This is a genomic window from Novipirellula galeiformis (assembly GCF_007860095.1).
GTDB classification, from domain to species: Bacteria; Planctomycetota; Planctomycetia; order Pirellulales; family Pirellulaceae; genus Novipirellula; species Novipirellula galeiformis.
The window spans coordinates 332069-350002 of record NZ_SJPT01000003.1; the positions used below are offsets into that span (position 1 = coordinate 332069).

Consider the following 17934-nt stretch of genomic DNA (forward strand, 5'->3'; position numbering starts at 1 on the left):
CAGAGGAGCCGAGAAATAATGTCTCGCCGATATGCGTTTCTCGCTGACAGAATCCCTTTACCTGAATCCCAAAATCAAAACGAACCACCACAACGTGGCGGTGATCGGGGGAACCGATACCGCAGCGAAGCCTATCTCACCCACGCCCCCCTAGTAAACCGACCCCTCCGACGCGAGACATTTTTTGGCATCTGAAATATCACACGACGACAAATACAACGACCCCCGAGCTCGGATCACTCGGCGTGGCGTGCTGCTTGGCGTTGCCGTCATCGTTCTAGCCATCATTGGTGCCTACGTTAGCATCGTGGGCCGACGCACAAAGATCGAGAAAAGCACCGAATTCTGGGGCCAAGATACGATCACGGCCCTGCAAATCGGCGAACGGTTTGAGCTGGTTTCGTTGGACGCCGAGCGAAATGAACCGATCAATTTAACCGCGATGCCTGGGTTGGGTTTGTTACGACAAGCCCTTTTGGACGACCGCAATTACGATTGGTCAACGAAGGCGACCGGTCCGATTGGCGAGCGGCTCGGGGCGGACGAGCAAGACGACGCGAATCGGATTCGTTTTCGCTTGACCGACCCGACTGCCAAACGGGTTGGTACGGTCGAATTAGATTTTGATCTAAATAGCGGCTGGATCGGCACCGCCGACGGAGCCAAAAGCGTTCGCATGAATGAACACACTCGCCCCAAACTCAAGAATTTCCTCACGACGGTCATGCATGCCGAGCAAAAACGCTACGATTTTCGTGAATAGCGAGCCGGTTTCGTCGGTCAGCCCAAAGGGCAGGTTTTGCAAATTGCGTCTGTTTCATCACCCGACGCTTCGTTTTTCATCCCCCGAGGCGTTAGCAAGAGAATATTGCGTTTGACGGTCCCTCGTTTACGCGTCGGGTTATGGATTTGCGGGAAAAAACGGCAATTGCCCCACTTCAGAAGGGCGCCGCACGGCTGGACGAGGAGCAAACGGTGATCCTGGCCCATGCTTCCTTGTATTTCCCACCATGCCATGGGCGTCATGCTACGATAGGAATCGATCCTTTTCTGGTACCTCAGCAAGGTCGATTCTATGTCTGCCGATCGTCGCACCCGATTGTCGCAAGTGGTTCAGCCACTGACGTCACTCGATGAGTTTTCTGCGGATCAAGCCAAGGCTGTTTGCGAGCAAGCGAAGCCGGCCTATGTCACCTCGACACTCAAAGCGCTTGTCCGTGGAGGGATCCTTCAACAGGTTATCGTCAACGATCAGCATCGGTTTCGATGGTGTGAACCGGAACGGTTCCAACCGGAAAAGTGGATCGATCAACAGATCCATGGGGTGCAAATCACTGAAACGCCGGTCGAAGAACGGCCCCGTGAGCGATTGATTCGCGACGGGGCGGCGTCGCTCAGTAACGGCGACCTGTTGGCGATCTTGATCCGGGTGGGAATTCGCAACGAGTCGGCGATCGTCGGTGGCAATCGAATCGGCAATCGCTTTGCAGCCCGATTAGAAAAGTTGCCTCGCTGTGACCGAGACGAACTCCGCGAGATCACTCGGACAATCAATCGAGCCAGCTATGCGCAAATCATGGCGGGCATTGAATTGGGGCGACGCGTCGCAGCAGCCGAGGGAGACAATCGACAGGATAAAATCAAAATCACCAGCACCCAATCCGCTATCGAGTACTGCACCGCCGAATTTGCCAGATTGGCCACCGATGCGGTTCAGGAAGAATTCCACATCGTTTCCCTCGATACCAAGCACCAACCCATTCGCACGCACCAAATCACCGTGGGCACCCTCGATGCAAGTTTAGTCCATCCACGCGAAGTGTTTCGGCCAGCGATTCGCGATGCCGCTTCGGCCGTGTTACTGGTCCACAATCACCCCAGCGGGGACCCGACGCCCAGCCGCGAAGACATCCAGGTCACCGAACGCTTGACCGAAGCGGGCAAGTTGCTCGGAATCACGGTGCTGGACCACATCATTGTGGCAAGCCAGCGATGTTTGAGCATTCGCGAAGCTAGCTAAGCATCGAACTCTTGCGACTGTCCCCGATCGAGATTTGCGACTCGATATAGCGAACGGGGCTAAACCCAACGGGGCCAAACCGAACGGGGCCAAACCGAACGGCCGGCTAAACCCAACGGTCGGCTAAACCGAACGGTCGGCTAAACCGAACGGGGGCCGCTGCGATTGAGGTCCGTTGAAATTTTGCGAATTCCGACAATCAAACCTCACCGCAGCCCCTCTAGTGGGTGTCTAATTAAAGCATCCATTGCGGGCTCAAGCCTCTTTCGATCACCTTCTTTCCCTGGGTAGTTTCATGGACCGACAAATTGATGCGATCCCCGATCACTTTGATTCCATTGTCAACGCCGCATGCAGCGTCGAATCGAAAATCACGGCGGGCCAACGAGCGAGTTATGAGCGAGACGGCTTTCTCGTGCTCGAGCAAGTCATCGATAGTGCGGCGATCGATGACATTCGCCATGCGATCGCCACGTTAATCGCCAACGATTCGCTGCCCGGCGAAAACCTCTTTGACGCATGCATCCGATTGAATCGCGAGGATGACAAGGCGCTCCACAACGTCTACAAGGTCAGCCATCAAACCGCCGCGATGAACCGCTTGCGTGAGCGCTGTCGCGAGCTGGTGACCAGCTTGATCCCCCAGGATTCGGGCGTCTTGATTGATGTCGATTCGCACATCATTTTCTGTATCCCCGACTCGACGCGTTTAACTTGGGGATGGCACCAAGAGAGCACCTATGATGTCTTCGATGGCAAAGGGATCAACTTTTGCCTGCCGATCTTTGAGCGTGCGACTCGAGAAAATGGTTCGATGAGCGTTCTCAGCGGCAGCCACACCAAGGGCAAGCTTCCATTCATCAAAATGAAGAATCACGAAAACGGCGCGACCACCTTAGTACCGCAGGGAATCGAGGCACTCGAACGCGAATTCACCGAAGTCTTGTTCGAAGCGGATCCAGGGGACCTCGTGATGTTCGATCGCCACTTGATCCATCGTTCGAACTCCAATCGCTCGCCGCGTCCACGCGTGACCGCCGTGATTCGCTTTATGCAAATCGAAACGCTCCCCGCCTCTTTTGACAAACCCTACTAGCGATCAAACGTCCCTACGAGAATCGCAAACCTGTCCGGAGCGAAACTCTCGGCGAGTTTCGCTCCGCAGTTGCGATGCGAGCGTCTGAGTTGCGAGTCGTTAGGCGCTGCGGCCTTGGCGACGTCGAGCCGATTCGGTCAGCAAGATCTTTCGCAAGCGAATGTTCTCGGGCGTGACTTCGACGAGCTCGTCTTCCTCGATGTATTCGAGTGCCGCTTCGAGCGACAGCGTTCGGGACGGTTTCAAGATAACGTTGTCGTCGCTACCGGAGGCGCGAACGTTCGTCAATTTCTTCTCGCGGCATGGATTGACGATCATGTCGTTCTCTCGCGCGTTCTCGCCAACGATCATGCCTTCGTAAACTTCAATCCCAGCCGGCACGATCAATTCGCTACGATCTTGCAGCAGGAACATTGCGTGTGGCATCGTTTTGCCACTCGTCATCGAGACCAAAACCCCGTTGGCACGTCGTGGAAGCTCCCCCTCGATCGGGCGATAGCTTTCAAAACGATGGTGAATGATCGCGGTGCCACGCGTGGCATTGAGCAATCGGGTGCGCAACCCGATCAAACCACGCGATGGGATCAAAAATCGCAGCAAACTGTATTCGCCCCGCTGCTCAAGCTCTTCGAGCGTGCCGCGACGATTGCCCACCAGCTCCATCACGGGGCCCATCGATTCGGTGGGCACTTCCACACGCAATGTTTCAAACGGCTCATGCTTTTTGCCGTTGATTTCTTTGAAGATCACGCGTGGTTTGCCCACGCTCAGTTCAAAGCCTTCGCGTCGCATCGTTTCGATCAAGACGGCCAAGTGCAAAACGCCGCGACCTTTAACGGCATACGCCTCGGCGCCTTCCACCATCTCCACTCGCAAGGCCACGTTGCGTTCGAGCTCTTTTTCGAGTCGGCTCTTCAATTGTCGCGTGGTAACGTACTTTCCTTCACGGCCCACCATCGGGGACGAGTTCACCGAGAACACCATTTCCAGCGTCGGTTCGTCGACGGTCAAGCGAGGCATCGCATTGTTCGCATCGACGGCCGAGATCGTATCACCGATCTCCACATCGCCGATTCCTTCAACAGCAACGATGTCTCCCGCCTCGACCGATTCGGCGGCCATACGGCCGAGCTTCTCAAACACGAAAAGCCCTCCGACTTTCTGTTTCGAGATCCCTGTTTTTTGATGCAGATCGACCGTTTGACCAGCCTTCAGTGTGCCAGCGGTAATGCGTCCTACCGCGATCCGCCCCACATACTCGCTCCAATCGAGCGTCGTCACCATCATCTGCAGCGGCGCCTCGGGTTCGACTTCAGGCCCTGGCAACGAATCGACCAACAAATCCAACAGCGGACGCATGTCGGTGGACGGCGTATCGGGATCCGGCGTCGCAAAGCCCTCACGCGAGCTGGCGAACACGTAGGAGGCATCATCGAGCTGCTCCTCTCCCCCAAGCTCAGCAAGCAGTTCAAGCGCCTCATCGAGCGCCTCGTGGGGACGGCCATCGGGGCGGTCGACCTTGTTGACCACCACGATCGGTCGTACGCCGGCCTGCAAGGCTTTTTCCAGAACGAAGCGTGTTTGCGGCATCGGGCCCTCGGCCGAGTCGACCAACACCAACGCACCATCGGCCATCTTCACAACCCGCTCGACTTCGCCACCAAAGTCCGCGTGACCAGGCGTGTCAATCAAATTGATTTTGACTCCACGGTAGTTCACCGTGATGTTCTTCGAGAGAATGGTGATCCCCCGCTCTCGCTCGATATCGTTCGAATCGAGGACGCGATCCACCTTTGCTTCGCTTTCGCGGTACTGACCACATTGCTGCAAGAGGCAATCAACTAGAGTTGTTTTTCCATGGTCAACGTGGGCAATAATGACTACGTTGCGGATGTCGTTTCGGCGCAAAGGATTGATCTTCGTACGTTGGTGAAAAGCGGGCAGGCGATGAGTCGTGTTCGGCTGGGATGACTTCGATTTCGGTTGGAAACAGTCATTTTCGGTTTCGCCGATCGACGCAATGTGTCTATTGCAAGGCATGCGATTGTGACCGTTGCCTCGGCTTCTCACCTGATCTACGGCGCTCGCCCTCGGCGGAAAGCCAGGGCGTTCGTACTTATCACAATAAACACTTCTCCCCTTATCAAAACAGATGCAGGGGTGCCCCGTCGAGTGGTAAGATTCTTGCCTCCAACAGCGCCCCCTTGTGGCACAATTACGGGAAGAGCGGGCGGCGTTGTCAAAATCGCCACCGATCTCGCAGCATCTCGATCGGTATGGCGTTGCCAGTTTTCGCTCGCTGTGTAATATTTAAAGCCGCAAAAGTTCTACCATCCCCTTGGTAGCTCTGCCTGCTCGAATTATCGCTGTAGCACGACGCTTCGCACCGATCTCGCTCGCGGTTGAATCCTGTCTTCCACCGCGAGCATTGAATCGAATCTACTTTGTGAAATTTTTCACAAAGCGGTATGCGACCGACGGTTTCGCTCTCACAGTGGTGCGTTCGGGCGATCCGACTTCGGCCATGCCGACCCGCAATCCCCCCGCAAAGGGCATCGCGTCCATGGGTCTGCGGGAGGTTTCGTTTCGAGAGGGTGAGCTATCGCATGGGGCTGATTCGTCATTCGTCATCCGCACTTCAAACACAATGACAACGATCAAACAAGGTTTGGATCTGCCCATCACGGGCGTTCCTGAGCAACACATCGAAGTTGCCAAACACGTCCGTCACGTTGCACTCCTCGGCGACGACTATGTTGGCATGAAGCCCACGATGTTGGTCGGCGAGGGCGACATCGTTCGCCAAGGCCAACCGGTGTTCGAAGACAAAAAGACACCGGGCGTCATCTATGTCGCTCCGGCCTCGGGTAAAGTGACCCAGCTCAACCGCGGTGCCAAACGCAAGTTCGAGTCGCTGGTGATCGAAGTCGACGGAGACGAGCGAGTCGAGTACGAGGGCGTTCGCGGATCCGACCCAGCATCGCTCGGTCGCGATCGTGTCGAAGCGCATTTGCTCGAGAGTGGTTTGTGGACCGCGCTCCGCACCCGCCCGTTTGGCAAGGTGCCTGTTCCCGGTACCAAACCGAGTTCGATTTTCGTTCAAGCGATTGATACCAATCCGCTAGCGGCTGATCCCGTTGTCGCAATCGCGAGTCGCAAAGAGCAGTTTTCGCTGGGCTTGGTTGCGTTGAAGCAATTGACCGACGGAAAAGTGTTTGTTTGCAAGGGCGAGGGCGCCGAGATTCCTGGCTCCTCGACCAACGGGGTTCAGGTGGAAAGCTTCGCAGGACCGCACCCCGCTGGGCTAGTCGGCACCCACATCCACTTTCTCGACCCCGTCGGGCCGACCAAGACGGTGTGGTACATCAATTACCAAGACGTCTGTGCCATCGGTTCGCTCTGGCAAACCGGCACGTTGGACGTTCGCCGCGTGATCTCGTTGGCTGGACCGCTGGTCAAGCAACCTCGATTGATCGAGACCCGCTTGGGTGCCGACGTCGCTGAATTATCCGCGGGCGAGCTCGTCGATGACGTGACACCCCGTGTGGTATCGGGTTCGGTGCTTAACGGCCGCACCGCCACAGGCACCCATGGGTACCTGGGACGCTACCACAATCAAATTTCGGTTTTGGCCGAAGGCAACCAGCGAGAGTTCCTGGGCTGGCAGGGCCCTGGACTCGACAAGTTTTCGGTCACCCGCGTCTATGCCTCGGCTGCGATGCCTGGCAAAAAGTTCGCCATGACCACCACCACTCATGGCAGCGAACGCGCCATGGTGCCATTGGGCACGTACGAGCAAGTGATGCCGCTAGATATTTTGCCAACTCAACTTTTGCGTTCGCTGATTTATCGCGACACCGATGAAGCTCAACAACTTGGTGCACTAGAGCTCGAGGAAGAAGATTTGGCGTTGTGCACCTTTGTTTGCCCCGGCAAATACGAATACAGCTCGCTTTTACGCGAAAGCTTGGCGACGATCGAGCGAGAAGGTTAATTCGCAGTACAGGCCGCTCAGCGCCTGTCCTGTTTCTCTCCACCGATCGGGAAACCGAGCTCACTTTATCGCGATTCGCCGACACCCCCGTTCATTGAATTTACATCCCAACCACTGGGAACACACTTATGAAAGCACTTCGAGACGCGCTTGACAAAGTCCACCCCTTGTTTGCCAAGGGTGGAGCATTGGAGATTGCGTATCCCATTTACGAAGCGTTAGATACGTTTCTGTACACGCCTGGCGAAACCGCCAAGGGCCAAACCCACGTACGTGATGCCATCGACCTGAAACGGATGATGATCACGGTCGTGATGGCATTGGTCCCGGTGACGTTGTTCGGCATGTGGAATGTGGGTTACCAAGCAAACAGTGCCGTACAGGCGATGGCGACCGCAGGCATCGATCACGTCGGTGATTGGCACTATACGATCCATCACGCGATCGGTTTTACCAACGACCCGACGAGCCACGCAGACAATTTTGTCCTCGGTGCCATTCACTTTTTACCGATCTACATCGTTTGCATGTTTGTCGGTGGACACATCGAGATGGTGTTCAGCGTGCTACGCGGACACGAGATTAACGAGGGTTTCCTCGTCACCGGATTATTGTTTCCCCTCACGCTGCCCCCCACGATTCCGCTCTGGCAGGTAGCGTTAGGAATTGCCTTTGGCGTCATCGTGGCCAAGGAAGTGTTCGGGGGTACCGGACGAAACTTCTTAAACGTCGCTTTGACCAGTCGCGCATTCTTGTACTTTGCCTACGCCGGTGAAATCAGCGGCGACAAAGTCTGGACCGCCGCCGATGGATTCAGCGGCGCCACGGCGCTGGGGCAAATGGCCAACGCCACGGCGGCACCCAACGCCGAAGCCGGTGCAGCGATCGCGAATCCTGCGATCGCATCGCTAAGCCATATCCAATACAGCTGGAACGAAGAGGGGGCGATCACTTGGATGAGCGCATTCTTGGGTACCATTCAAGGCTGTGTCGGTGAAACGAGCACGCTACTGTGCATCGTCGGTGCGGCAATGCTCATCGCTGCGGGCATCGGTTCTTGGAAGGTGATGGCCGGGGTTCTTTTGGGAGTGATTGCAACCGCATCGCTACTCAACGGCGTGGCAACCGAAACCAACGCGATGATGGCAGTGCCTTTCTATTGGCATCTCGTCGTCGGAGGCTTGGCGTTCGGATTGGTCTACATGGCCACTGACCCCGTCAGTGCATCGATGACCGATAAAGGCAAGTGGATATACGGCGGATTGATTGGGTTCATGACCGTGTTAATCCGCGTGATTAACCCGGCATTCCCCGAAGGGATCATGCTGGCGATTTTGTTCGGCAACGTTTTTGCACCGTTGATCGATTACTTTGTAGTTCAAGCTAACGTCCGACGGAGGCTCGCACGCTATGCAACAACGTGATTCAGTTTTCTACACCGTCGGCGTTGCCGCGGTCCTATGTGTCGTCTGTTCGTTGGCCGTCAGCTTTGCTGCGGTCAAGCTACGACCGTTGCAAGAAGAGAATAAGCGGCTCGATCGCCAGCGAAACATTCTCGATGCAGCCGGTCTGTCGATGGGCGAGTTCGGTAAACAGGCTAGCGAGTTGTCTCGCGAACAGGTTGCCGATCTGTACAGTCGCGTGAGCGAAAAGCTGGTCGATCTCGAAACCGGCGATTACAACACCGACTTAGATATCGAAGCGTACGATCCTCGCGAAGCGGTTGATAAGGCCGACCAGAGCATCAAGATCGAAAACCCCCAATACGACCTTGGGGAGCAACGTCGCGAAAAAGTTGCCAAGGTTTACTTCGTCCGCAACCCAGGCGAAGAAAAGATTCGACAAGTCGTGTTGCCAGTCTACGGCAAAGGATTGTGGTCGACCCTTTATGGATACTTGGCACTCAAAAACGATTTGCAAACCATTCAAGGAGTGACCTTCTACGAGCACGGTGAAACCCCCGGTCTCGGTGGTGAGGTCGACAACCCCAGCTGGAAAGCACAATGGCCTGGGCAACAGCTGTTTGATGAGAACGGCGTCCCCATGGCAGAGGTTTACAAAGGCCCCGCGCCCGACGGTAATCCCTACGCGGTCGATGGACTCTCCGGAGCAACCATCACCAGTCGTGGCGTCACCAACCTGATCCGTTACTGGGCCAGCGACGAAGGCTACGGCCACTTCCTGGAAAAACTAAAGAGCGAACTTGGCAATCAAGATTCCCCCCAAGCTACCCCCAGCGAAGCAGCCAAACCTCAGAAAGCGGTAACCAAGGCTGTAGAGCCCAAAGCTGCCGCAGCCGAAGAGAAGAAGCCCGAGCCAGAGATGAAGGAAGAGCCAAAGCCCGAGCCAAAGCCTGAGCCAAAGCCTGAGCCAAAGCCTGAGCCAAAGCCCGAGCCAAAGCCCGAGCCAAAGCCTGAGTCAAAGCCCGAGTCAAAGCCCGAGTCAAAGCCCGAGTCAAAGCCTGAGCCAAAGCCTGAGCCAAAGCCTGAGCCAAAGCCTGAGCCAAAGCCCGAGTCAAAGCCCGAGTCAAAGCCCGAGTCAAAGCCCGAGTCAAAGCCCGAGTCAAAGCCTGAGTCAAAGGCGGAAGCGAAGCCCGAGATGAAGGAAGAGCCGAAGAAGGCAGAGGCCGAGAAGCCTCAACCCAAAACGGACGACAAACCGAAGGCTGAAGAGAAGCCTAAGTCCGAAGACAAGCCCAAGGCCGATGATAAACCTGAGGCTGACGACAAACCGAAGGCTGAAGAGAAGCCTGAGGCCGAAGACAAGCCCGAGGCGAGTGATGAACCAAGCCCGGAACCTAGCGTTGGCGAACCCAAAGAGGGAGACGAATAAAGATGGCATCCCCCAAAGTTAAAAACGTCCTTTTCGGACCGATCCTCGATGACAACCCGATCGCATTACAAATCCTGGGGATTTGTAGCGCCTTGGCAGTCACGACGAAGATGGAAACATCCGTCGTGATGGCGATCGCGGTCATCGCTGTGACCGCGTTCAGCAACGCCGCAGTCAGTGCAATCCGCCACTACATCCCCGGCAGCATCCGCATCATCGTTCAAATGACGGTGATCGCATCGCTGGTGATCGTGGTTGACCAGTTGCTCAAGGCATACATGTTTGACATCAGCAAGCAATTGTCGGTCTTCGTCGGTCTGATCATCACGAACTGTATCGTGATGGGACGTGCCGAAGGCTTTGCGATGAAGAATAAACCGGGCATCAGTTTTATCGACGGAGTCGGCAACGGACTCGGGTACGGCATGGTGCTGCTTTTCGTCGCTTTTTTCCGCGAGCTGTTTGGTAGTGGATCGATCTTCGGTTATGAGTTGATGCAATTGACTCGTAACGGCGGTTGGTACAACCCGAACAACTTGATGCTTTTACCGCCCAGTGCGTTTTTCTTGATTGGCTTTCTGATCTGGATCATCCGCGCCTGGAAGCCTGAACAAATCGAAGAGGCTTAATTCAATGGAACATTACCTTAGCATTCTGCTCAAATCGATTTTTGTCGAGAACCTCGCACTCGCATTCTTTCTGGGGATGTGTACGTTCTTGGCGATCAGCAAAAATGTCAAAACCGCATTGGGTCTTGGCGTTGCGGTGATTGTCATCCAGGCGATCACGGTGCCAGCGAACCAAGTGATCTACTCGTGCTTTCTGAAGAAGGGAGCTCTCGTCTGGGCGAACAGTTTGATCAGCACGTCGACGATCGATTTTTCGACGGTTGACTTGTCGTTCCTCGGATTCATCAGTTACATCGGTGTGATCGCGGCGATGGTTCAGATTCTCGAGATGACGCTCGACAAGTTCTTCCCGCCGCTCTACAACGCGTTGGGAATTTTCTTGCCTTTGATCACCGTGAACTGTGCCATTTTGGGTGCCTCGTTGTTCATGGAACAACGCAAGTACGACTTTGTCGAATCGTGCTTCTTCGGCGTCGGATGTGGCGTTGGATGGGCATTGGCGATCGCGGCGTTGGCCGGGATTCGCGAGAAGATGAAGTACAGTGATGTGCCTCCGCCGCTGCGTGGTCTTGGAATCACCTTCATTACGGTGGGCTTGATGGCGTTAGCGTTTATGTCGTTCAGCGGTATTCAGCTGTAGCGAGCCTGGTGCGATGGCCCCCGGATCGGCCATCGCGTTTTTTTAATTAAATCATCGAACTTCTGATGAGTTTGTAGTTATGGAAACCGTCCTACTTGGCGTCGCGATGTTTACCGTCGTCGTCGTCGCACTTGTTTTGATCATTCTCGCAGCCAAGAGCGTGTTAGTCGCTTCAGGCCCGGTGAAGATCAGAATCAATAACCAAAAAGAAATTGAAGTCCCTGCCGGCGGCAAGCTGCTCGGGGCCCTCGCCGATGCAGGCGTGTTCGTTTCAAGCGCCTGTGGTGGCGGTGGAACGTGTGCCCAGTGCAAGGTCAAAGTCGAGTCCGGTGGCGGAGAGATTCTGGCCACCGAGAAAGGGCACATCAACAAGAAAGAAGCCGCCGAAGGCGAGCGTCTTTCTTGCCAAGTCGCTGTCAAGCAAGACATGGTTGTGGAGGTCCCTGCCGAAGCGTTCGAGACCAAGAAATGGGAATGCACCGTTCGCAGCAACAACAACGTTGCGACCTTTATCAAGGAATTGGTACTCGAATTGCCCGCCGGTGAAGAGGTCGACTTCAAAGCAGGTGGATACATTCAAATCGAATGCCCACCGCACGTGGTCAACTATAAAGACTTCGACATCGACGAACGCTTCCACGAAGACTGGGACAAGTTCAACGTTTGGCGTTATGTGTCCAAGGTCGAAGAGCCCGTCGTGCGTGCTTACTCGATGGCCAACTATCCCGGCGAACAGGGCATCATCATGCTGAACGTGCGTGTCGCATCGCCGCCACCACGCGCTCCCGAAGGTACCCCGCCCGGCCAAATGAGTAGTTACATCTTCAATTTGAAGCCAGGTGACAAGGCGACGATCAGCGGCCCGTACGGTGAGTTCTTCATCAAAGACTCCAAGGCTGAAATGATCTACATCGGGGGCGGTGCCGGAATGGCTCCGCTTCGTAGTCACATTTTCGAATTGTTCAAACGCGGTAAAACCGATCGCAAGGTATCCTATTGGTACGGCGGTCGAAGCAGTCGCGAGTTGTTCTACGTCGATCATTTCCGCAAGATCGAAGAGCAGTTCCCGAACTTCAAGTTCAACATCGCATTGTCCGAGCCGTTGCCCAGCGACAACTGGACGGGCTACAAAGGCTTCATCCATCAAGTGCTGCTCGAGAACTACTTGAAAGATCATCCGGCTCCGGAAGATATTGAGTACTACATCTGTGGGCCACCGATGATGAACCAAGCGGTCTTTAAGATGCTAGATGACCTTGGCGTCGAGCCGGAAAACATCGCCTACGATGACTTCGGCGGCTAAGTATCCGGTGTTGGTTTAAGGCGGTTGGATGATCGCGAGCCTTCGCGAAACCAGCCGCCTCTCCCGCGACAAGTTAACTGCGAACTCCCCTCATGAACCGATCCACGTTCACAACGACAACGCAGCGAATGATCCCGTTCGCTGCGTTTTCTTTTGCTGCCGCTCTGCTGTGGCTCGCCGGCTCTCCCGCGGTGGCTCAGGACGGCGCCGAGATTCGCGAGTTTCGCGGCCAGACCATGGGGACAACCTACATGGTCAAAGTCTACGATCCTCCGAAACTCGCGGATGGCATCGACATCGAGATCGATGCGGAACTGCGATCGGTAAACGATCAAATGTCGACCTATTTGAAGTCGTCCGAGATCAGCCGATTCAACGCTTCGGAATCAACCGATTGGTTTGACGTCAGTGCGGAGACCGCGTTGGTCGTTGACGCCGCACTACGAATTTCCAAAGCAACCAACGGTGCGTTTGACGTCACCGTCGGCCCGTTGGTCAATGCGTGGAGCTTCGGACCGGATGCAAAAACAAACACTGTCCCCAGTGACGAAACGATCGCGACGCTTCGTGAATCGGTCGGTTACGAAAAGCTAGCGGTGCGAATCGAACCGCCCGCATTGAAGAAATCGACGTCCTCATTGAAAGTAGACCTCTCGTCCATCGCCAAAGGACACGGCGTCGACCGCGTCATCGCGTTGCTCGAGCGTCATGGTGCCAAAAACGTCTTTGTCGAAATCGGAGGCGAAGTGCGGGTGACGGGCAAGAAAGGCGACCAACCTTGGAAGGTCGGAATCCAGGACCCGAGGATCGAGCAATCAGGAACCAACGAGACGCCGCTGGCCGCTGCTCACCCCATCGAAAACCAAGCGATGGCGACGTCGGGTGATTACCGGATCTTTTTTGAAGTGGATGGAAAACGCTATTCCCACACCCTCGATCCGCGCAGCGGGCGTCCGATCGACCACGATCTCGCCTCCGTGTCGGTGATCGCTCCGACGTGTATGGAAGCAGACGGGTGGGCCACCGCGATCAATGTGCTCGGAGCGGAGCAAGGGGCGAAAATCGCGGCTGCTGAAGGCTTGGACATTCTATTGATCCGCCACCGTGGAAACGAATTCACGCGGCTCGGGACGGGAACGCTCGCGCAATACGCGACGGATCCGAAACTTGAACCGCATGCGGCCCAGACTCAAACCCACCAAGCCGCTCAGCCGGGCGACGCGGCACACGCCAGCGAAGAGGCGACGTTCTTTGCCAAAATGCTTCCCACCTTGATCATCACGTTGATCGGATTTGGAATCATCTTGAGCGCGATGGCAATCGGAGTGATCTTCGGACGTAAATCGATCAGCGGTTCGTGCGGTGGCTTGGCGGGGAAGAAAAATGACGACGGCAGCGTCAGTTGTTCGCTGTGCAGCAATCCTTCGGACGCCTGCCAAGAACTCCGCGAGCAGATGAAAAAAGACGCTTAGCGCGTCGCCCGGCTTCCCGCCGGTGGGGCACCAACGCGAGGAGTGCCTCGCGCGTTTTTCATCTTCGCCACGGAGGCTTTATCTTCGCCACCGAGGCAATCCTTCCTCCGTCGCCGAGGACGGATCAACCGCCGCCCACCAACGTGACCACTTCCACTTCGTCCCCATCGTTGACGAGGGTCGATGGGTAGTCTTCGCGGGGCACGACGTCGGCGTTGATCTCCACAGCCAAGTAGTTTGCTGGCACCTCAACGGTGTTCAGCAAACGCTCCACACTCATCGCCGATTCGATTTCGACGCGTTCGCCGTTGACTTTAATCTGGATCATTTTACTCATCAAATGCCGCGTCAAAGGCGACGGTGCTAGGTGAAAAATCAAGTTTCTTCGTGAACGCACACGCTTCCTTGGCTCCGAAGGTTCGCTCCATTCCGGAATCTTCCCATTCAATGGAAAGTGGACCGGTGTACTCGATTTCGTTGAGGGCACGAATGATCTCTTCAAAGTTCACGCCACCTCGGCCGGGACTGCGGAAGTCCCAACCACGTCGCGAATCGCCGAAGTTCAAATGGCTGCAATTAATGCCGCTGCGACCGTCGAGCGTCACAATCGCATCTTTGATATGCACGTGATAGATGCGGTCGGGGAACGCACGAATGAATTGAACCGGATCGATGCCCTGCCAAATCAAGTGGCTGGGATCGAAATTGAAACCAAACTCTTTGCGATGGTCGAGCGCCTCGAGTGCGCGAGCTGCGGTGTGAATATCGAAGGCAATTTCGGTCGGATGCACTTCCAAGGCGAAGTTCACCCCACATTCAGCGAAGACATCGAGAATCGGATTGAATCGCTCGGCCAGCAATGCGAAACCGTCATCAATCATGCTCGGTGGAACGGGCGGGAAGGAATACAGCAGATGCCAAATGCTGCTACCGGTGAACCCGTTGACGACACCGACCCCAAATTTCTGAGCGGCACGCGCGGTATTCATTAACTCTTCGGCCGCTCGCTGGTTCACGCCCGCGGGATCTCCATCACCCCAAACGTACTCAGGCAAAATCGATTTGTGACGGGCGTCGATGTTGTCCAACACCGCTTGACCGACCAAATGGCCGCTGATGGCGTGGCATTGCAGCCCCGCATCGTCGAGCAATTTGCGTTGCTTGTCACAATAGTCGTCTTCGGCGATCGCGCGGTCCACTTCGAAGTGATCCCCCCAGCACGCTAATTCGATACCGTCGTAACCAAATTCGGCGGTCATGCGAGCCAATTCAGCAATCGGCAGGTCGGCCCATTGGCCGGTGAAAAGCGTAACGGGTCGAGCCATCGCGAAGATTCTCCGTAAAGAGGGGGATCAAGGTTAACGATCGTAGCGGCACTCAGGTGGAACCAACGTGTCGTCGTGATTTCGAGACCGGATTATAGAGGGATCCGGCGACCGATGGTGCGCGGTGGCGGCGGAAAACCTCAACCATTCCAAGTATTGCAGCGGCATGGGGCAATCCGTGCAAGTCAATCGACACCATGAACAAAAAACGAGGCGTCGTTGAACGCATTCCGTATCAGTGAAACAAGAGCATCAGCTGCGATTGCCCCAACGCCCCAGCCGTCTGCACCAAGTTCAACTCAGCACTCTAGCCGCGTGTTGATTTGGTCATCATCACCGTTCGCTGCTGGGCCGGCAAATGAACCGGTTGGGCATTTCATTTGTGAGCGGCAAGCCGCCAGCCCTAGGTCATCTACGTTGACACGATCCGAGTGGTGCTTGTAGCGGAGCGGCGCAATCCGCCCAGTCAATCCAGCCAGTCAATTTCGAATGTTTTACGCGTTACAACCCGACCGCTCGTGCCGTTCCACTATCCAAATCGATGGCATTGGGCGTTCATGTGAGTAGCGGTCAGGTGTCATTCAAACGCAAGCCGTCGAGCTTGGATCTTGAGCTCGGCTTGGATTTGCTCAATCGATCGCGTTTGCTCGGCCAAATCGGTCATCGCCGATTGCCGTTGGAATCTGAATTGCCGCTCGAGGTGCTCTTGAAACGCCGTGCGAGCATTCAATTGAGCTTCACGAGCATCGAGGTCTGCCTCCCATCGCTGCAGACGCTCAACCAAGTCAGCGGCTTGGAGCCCTAACCAGGAATTGCCAGAGTTGGTCGCGGCCGGCTCGGTGGACAGATGATGCGAAGCGTCGACGCGAACCGTCTTCTTAGCGGCGGCCCCCGGCGAGTTCAGCCTTGTAACAGGGGCGTTACACGCCGACCAATCGTGCCCCCAACCGAGACGAATCCGCTCGATGGAGCTCGGTTTCTCAATGCGTTTGGCGCGGTACGCGGGCATGATACATCAACGAAATCAGTGGGGTGTGGCGGAAGCGGCCCAACCGAGCTTCTCTGCGAAGCGTCGGGAAGCTTGCATTTCGGCTACAAATTTCCCTCGACGCAAACGGACTGGCACGTCCGGCGCAAAAGTTGCTTTAAGGTTGCGGTAGGGATACTTAGTGGTTCGGAAACCGTTGCGATTAAGCTCCATTGATCTGCTCTGACAAGATAAAATGAACGCACAAGTGGTGCGGTCCGTATCGGTTGTCCCGTTAGAACGGCTAATTCACACTCCCCCCAACCGCACCTCAATTTAAGGATGAGTCTCCGCTCATGATTCGTTTGCTCACGATTTTGCTTTGTTCCAGCCTGCTGGGTAGCCACGTTTCGGGGCTCGTTTTCGCTGAAACCCCACTCCAAGCGAAAATTCAGCGTTCGGCCAACCGTGGCATTGAATTCCTTAAAAACCGCGGTCAAGCGGCCGACGGTTCCTTCAGCGGCGAAACGGGAGTGGCCGTAACGGCGCTTTGCGTCAACGCGATCCTGCAACACCGCCCCCAAGCGATCAACGATCCTGGGATCCAGAAGGCGCTGGCGTATATTGAGTCAAAATTCCAAGGCGACGGTGGAATTTACGCCACCGGATCGATGTATCGCAATTATGAAACCTCGGTGGCCGTCGGCGCCTTGGTGCAAGCAAACCGCGAGGGCCGTTACGACAGCCCCCTGAAGCGAGCCGAGATGTTTTTGAAGGGGATTCAATGGGACGAAGGGGAAGGGATCGAAACCTCCGACCCTTCCTATGGCGGTGCGGGCTATGGAAAACACAAGCGTCCGGACCTCTCGAACACCTCGTTCTTGATTGATGCGCTCCGCGACCTGGGTAATGACGAGGAGGATGAATCGCTGCAAAAAGCGTTGCAGTTCGTCGTCCGTTCTCAGAACTTGGCCCACCAGGGCAACGACACGCCGCATGCAGACCAAGTCAACGATGGCGGTTTTTATTACACGCCCGCCGCGGGCGGGGAAAGCCAAGCCGGTGCGGCCGAAGGCGGAGGGTTGCGAAGCTATGGTTCGATGACCTATGCGGGACTCAAAAGCATGATCTACGCCGGGTTATCCAAGGATGACCCGCGAGTGATGGCGGCGATGGATTTTATTGCCAAGAACTACTCGCTCGACTCCAACCCCGGGATGGGGCAAGCCGGTTTGTACTATTACTATCACACCTTCGCCAAAGCGCTCGATGCAGCACAAGTCGAGGTGCTTGATGACGCATCGGGAACCCCACACCCGTGGCGTGAAGAGTTGACCGACCACCTGATTTCCGAACAACAAGCCGATGGATCTTGGGTCAACAAGAAGAGCGAGCGTTGGATGGAAGGGGACCGTCAACTCGTGACCGCCTACACCTTGCTCGCGCTGGCGTACTGTCGCGACTAGATCGTCGTCGCCCCTCTAGCCACGCCGCCGTGGAGCCAGGAAAAATCGTGATCGACTCGGTTCCTCGCTGACGCGTCGTGTCATGATTTTATTTGGAAAACGGCATTCGCGTCACTTCAATACTGACGCGCCGGGTTTTGATTGACGGGAGAGGCAAGCTCCCAACCGCCGAGGGCGTGTCGGCAAGAAC

At 55.7% G+C, this 17934-nt stretch carries 15 protein-coding genes; 11 read left to right on the forward strand and 4 right to left on the reverse strand.

Annotated elements, in window-relative coordinates; genetic code table 11:
- Window positions 1–184: 184 nt before the first annotated feature.
- From Pla52o_RS09430 to Pla52o_RS09440, 3 genes are all read left to right on the forward strand, one after another.
- Window positions 185–763 carry a hypothetical protein gene (locus Pla52o_RS09430; protein WP_146594361.1) on the forward strand — a complete coding sequence of 193 codons (579 nt, stop codon included), beginning with the start codon at window positions 185–187 and terminating at the stop codon, window positions 761–763.
- A gap of 312 nt (window positions 764–1075) precedes the next feature.
- Window positions 1076–2020: a RadC family protein gene (gene radC, locus Pla52o_RS09435; protein ID WP_146594362.1), complete on the forward strand. Its 945-nt coding sequence runs from the start codon at window positions 1076–1078 to the stop codon at window positions 2018–2020.
- A gap of 295 nt (window positions 2021–2315) precedes the next feature.
- Window positions 2316–3116 (forward strand): phytanoyl-CoA dioxygenase family protein, encoded by an 801-nt coding sequence (locus tag Pla52o_RS09440; RefSeq protein WP_146594363.1) that lies wholly within the window; start codon window positions 2316–2318, stop codon window positions 3114–3116.
- A gap of 99 nt (window positions 3117–3215) precedes the next feature.
- Here the strand turns inward: Pla52o_RS09440 and typA are convergent, their stop codons facing one another.
- A complete protein-coding gene (typA, locus tag Pla52o_RS09445; protein ID WP_261343344.1) occupies window positions 3216–5060 on the reverse strand; it encodes a translational GTPase TypA in 1845 nt (614 codons plus the stop codon).
- A gap of 703 nt (window positions 5061–5763) precedes the next feature.
- Between typA and Pla52o_RS09450 the strand changes: the two genes are divergently transcribed.
- From Pla52o_RS09450 to Pla52o_RS09485, 7 genes are all read left to right on the forward strand, one after another.
- Entirely contained in the window at window positions 5764–7110 is a 1347-nt protein-coding gene (locus Pla52o_RS09450; protein ID WP_146594365.1) for a Na(+)-translocating NADH-quinone reductase subunit A, read from the forward strand.
- Between the two features lie 128 nt (window positions 7111–7238).
- A complete protein-coding gene (locus tag Pla52o_RS09455) occupies window positions 7239–8534 on the forward strand; it encodes an NADH:ubiquinone reductase (Na(+)-transporting) subunit B (RefSeq protein ID WP_146594366.1) in 1296 nt (431 codons plus the stop codon).
- Window positions 8521–9942: a Na(+)-translocating NADH-quinone reductase subunit C gene (locus Pla52o_RS26800; protein ID WP_197169128.1), complete on the forward strand. Its 1422-nt coding sequence runs from the start codon at window positions 8521–8523 to the stop codon at window positions 9940–9942. Before Pla52o_RS09455 ends, Pla52o_RS26800 begins: the two co-directional genes overlap by 14 nt.
- Before the next feature lie 2 nt (window positions 9943–9944).
- The gene (locus tag Pla52o_RS09470) at window positions 9945–10571 is read left to right on the forward strand and encodes an NADH:ubiquinone reductase (Na(+)-transporting) subunit D (RefSeq protein WP_146594367.1); all 627 of its coding nucleotides are present in this window, start codon (window positions 9945–9947) and stop codon (window positions 10569–10571) included.
- 4 nt (window positions 10572–10575) lie between these two features.
- Window positions 10576–11211 carry an NADH:ubiquinone reductase (Na(+)-transporting) subunit E gene (gene nqrE / locus Pla52o_RS09475; RefSeq protein WP_146594368.1) on the forward strand — a complete coding sequence of 212 codons (636 nt, stop codon included), beginning with the start codon at window positions 10576–10578 and terminating at the stop codon, window positions 11209–11211.
- Window positions 11212–11290: 79 nt separating this feature from the next.
- A complete protein-coding gene (nqrF, locus tag Pla52o_RS09480; protein WP_146594369.1) occupies window positions 11291–12514 on the forward strand; it encodes an NADH:ubiquinone reductase (Na(+)-transporting) subunit F in 1224 nt (407 codons plus the stop codon).
- 92 nt (window positions 12515–12606) lie between these two features.
- Window positions 12607–13986 (forward strand): FAD:protein FMN transferase, encoded by a 1380-nt coding sequence (locus tag Pla52o_RS09485; protein WP_231612215.1) that lies wholly within the window; start codon window positions 12607–12609, stop codon window positions 13984–13986.
- 124 nt (window positions 13987–14110) lie between these two features.
- On the opposite strand, the gene thiS is transcribed toward Pla52o_RS09485, so the two are convergent.
- From thiS to Pla52o_RS09500, 3 genes are all read right to left on the reverse strand, one after another.
- Entirely contained in the window at window positions 14111–14314 is a 204-nt protein-coding gene (thiS, locus tag Pla52o_RS09490; RefSeq protein WP_146594370.1) for a sulfur carrier protein ThiS, read from the reverse strand.
- Between the two features lies 1 nt (window position 14315).
- Window positions 14316–15311 carry a sugar phosphate isomerase/epimerase family protein gene (locus tag Pla52o_RS09495; RefSeq protein ID WP_146594371.1) on the reverse strand — a complete coding sequence of 332 codons (996 nt, stop codon included), beginning with the start codon at window positions 15309–15311 and terminating at the stop codon, window positions 14316–14318.
- Window positions 15312–15888: 577 nt separating this feature from the next.
- The gene (locus Pla52o_RS09500; protein WP_146594372.1) at window positions 15889–16320 is read right to left on the reverse strand and encodes a hypothetical protein; all 432 of its coding nucleotides are present in this window, start codon (window positions 16318–16320) and stop codon (window positions 15889–15891) included.
- 314 nt (window positions 16321–16634) lie between these two features.
- Between Pla52o_RS09500 and Pla52o_RS09505 the strand changes: the two genes are divergently transcribed.
- Window positions 16635–17744, forward strand: coding sequence for a prenyltransferase/squalene oxidase repeat-containing protein (locus Pla52o_RS09505; protein ID WP_146594373.1), 1110 nt, complete (start codon window positions 16635–16637; stop codon window positions 17742–17744).
- Window positions 17745–17934: the final 190 nt, after the last annotated feature.

Bases quoted from the DNA above. Each gene is read 5' to 3' on its own strand.
- Pla52o_RS09500 (WP_146594372.1), bottom strand. From the start codon at position 16,320: ATGCCCGCGTACCGCGCCAAACGCATTGAGAAACCGAGCTCCATCGAG.
- Pla52o_RS26800 (WP_197169128.1), top strand. From the start codon at position 8,521: ATGCAACAACGTGATTCAGTTTTCTACACCGTCGGCGTTGCCGCGGTC.
- Pla52o_RS09450 (WP_146594365.1), top strand. From the start codon at position 5,764: ATGACAACGATCAAACAAGGTTTGGATCTGCCCATCACGGGCGTTCCT.
- nqrF (WP_146594369.1), top strand. From the start codon at position 11,291: ATGGAAACCGTCCTACTTGGCGTCGCGATGTTTACCGTCGTCGTCGTC.
- Pla52o_RS09440 (WP_146594363.1), top strand. From the start codon at position 2,316: ATGGACCGACAAATTGATGCGATCCCCGATCACTTTGATTCCATTGTC.
- Pla52o_RS09505 (WP_146594373.1), top strand. From the start codon at position 16,635: ATGATTCGTTTGCTCACGATTTTGCTTTGTTCCAGCCTGCTGGGTAGC.
- Pla52o_RS09485 (WP_231612215.1), top strand. From the start codon at position 12,607: ATGAACCGATCCACGTTCACAACGACAACGCAGCGAATGATCCCGTTC.
- thiS (WP_146594370.1), bottom strand. From the start codon at position 14,314: ATGATCCAGATTAAAGTCAACGGCGAACGCGTCGAAATCGAATCGGCG.
- Pla52o_RS09470 (WP_146594367.1), top strand. From the start codon at position 9,945: ATGGCATCCCCCAAAGTTAAAAACGTCCTTTTCGGACCGATCCTCGAT.
- nqrE (WP_146594368.1), top strand. From the start codon at position 10,576: ATGGAACATTACCTTAGCATTCTGCTCAAATCGATTTTTGTCGAGAAC.
- radC (WP_146594362.1), top strand. From the start codon at position 1,076: ATGTCTGCCGATCGTCGCACCCGATTGTCGCAAGTGGTTCAGCCACTG.
- Pla52o_RS09495 (WP_146594371.1), bottom strand. From the start codon at position 15,311: ATGGCTCGACCCGTTACGCTTTTCACCGGCCAATGGGCCGACCTGCCG.
- Pla52o_RS09455 (WP_146594366.1), top strand. From the start codon at position 7,239: ATGAAAGCACTTCGAGACGCGCTTGACAAAGTCCACCCCTTGTTTGCC.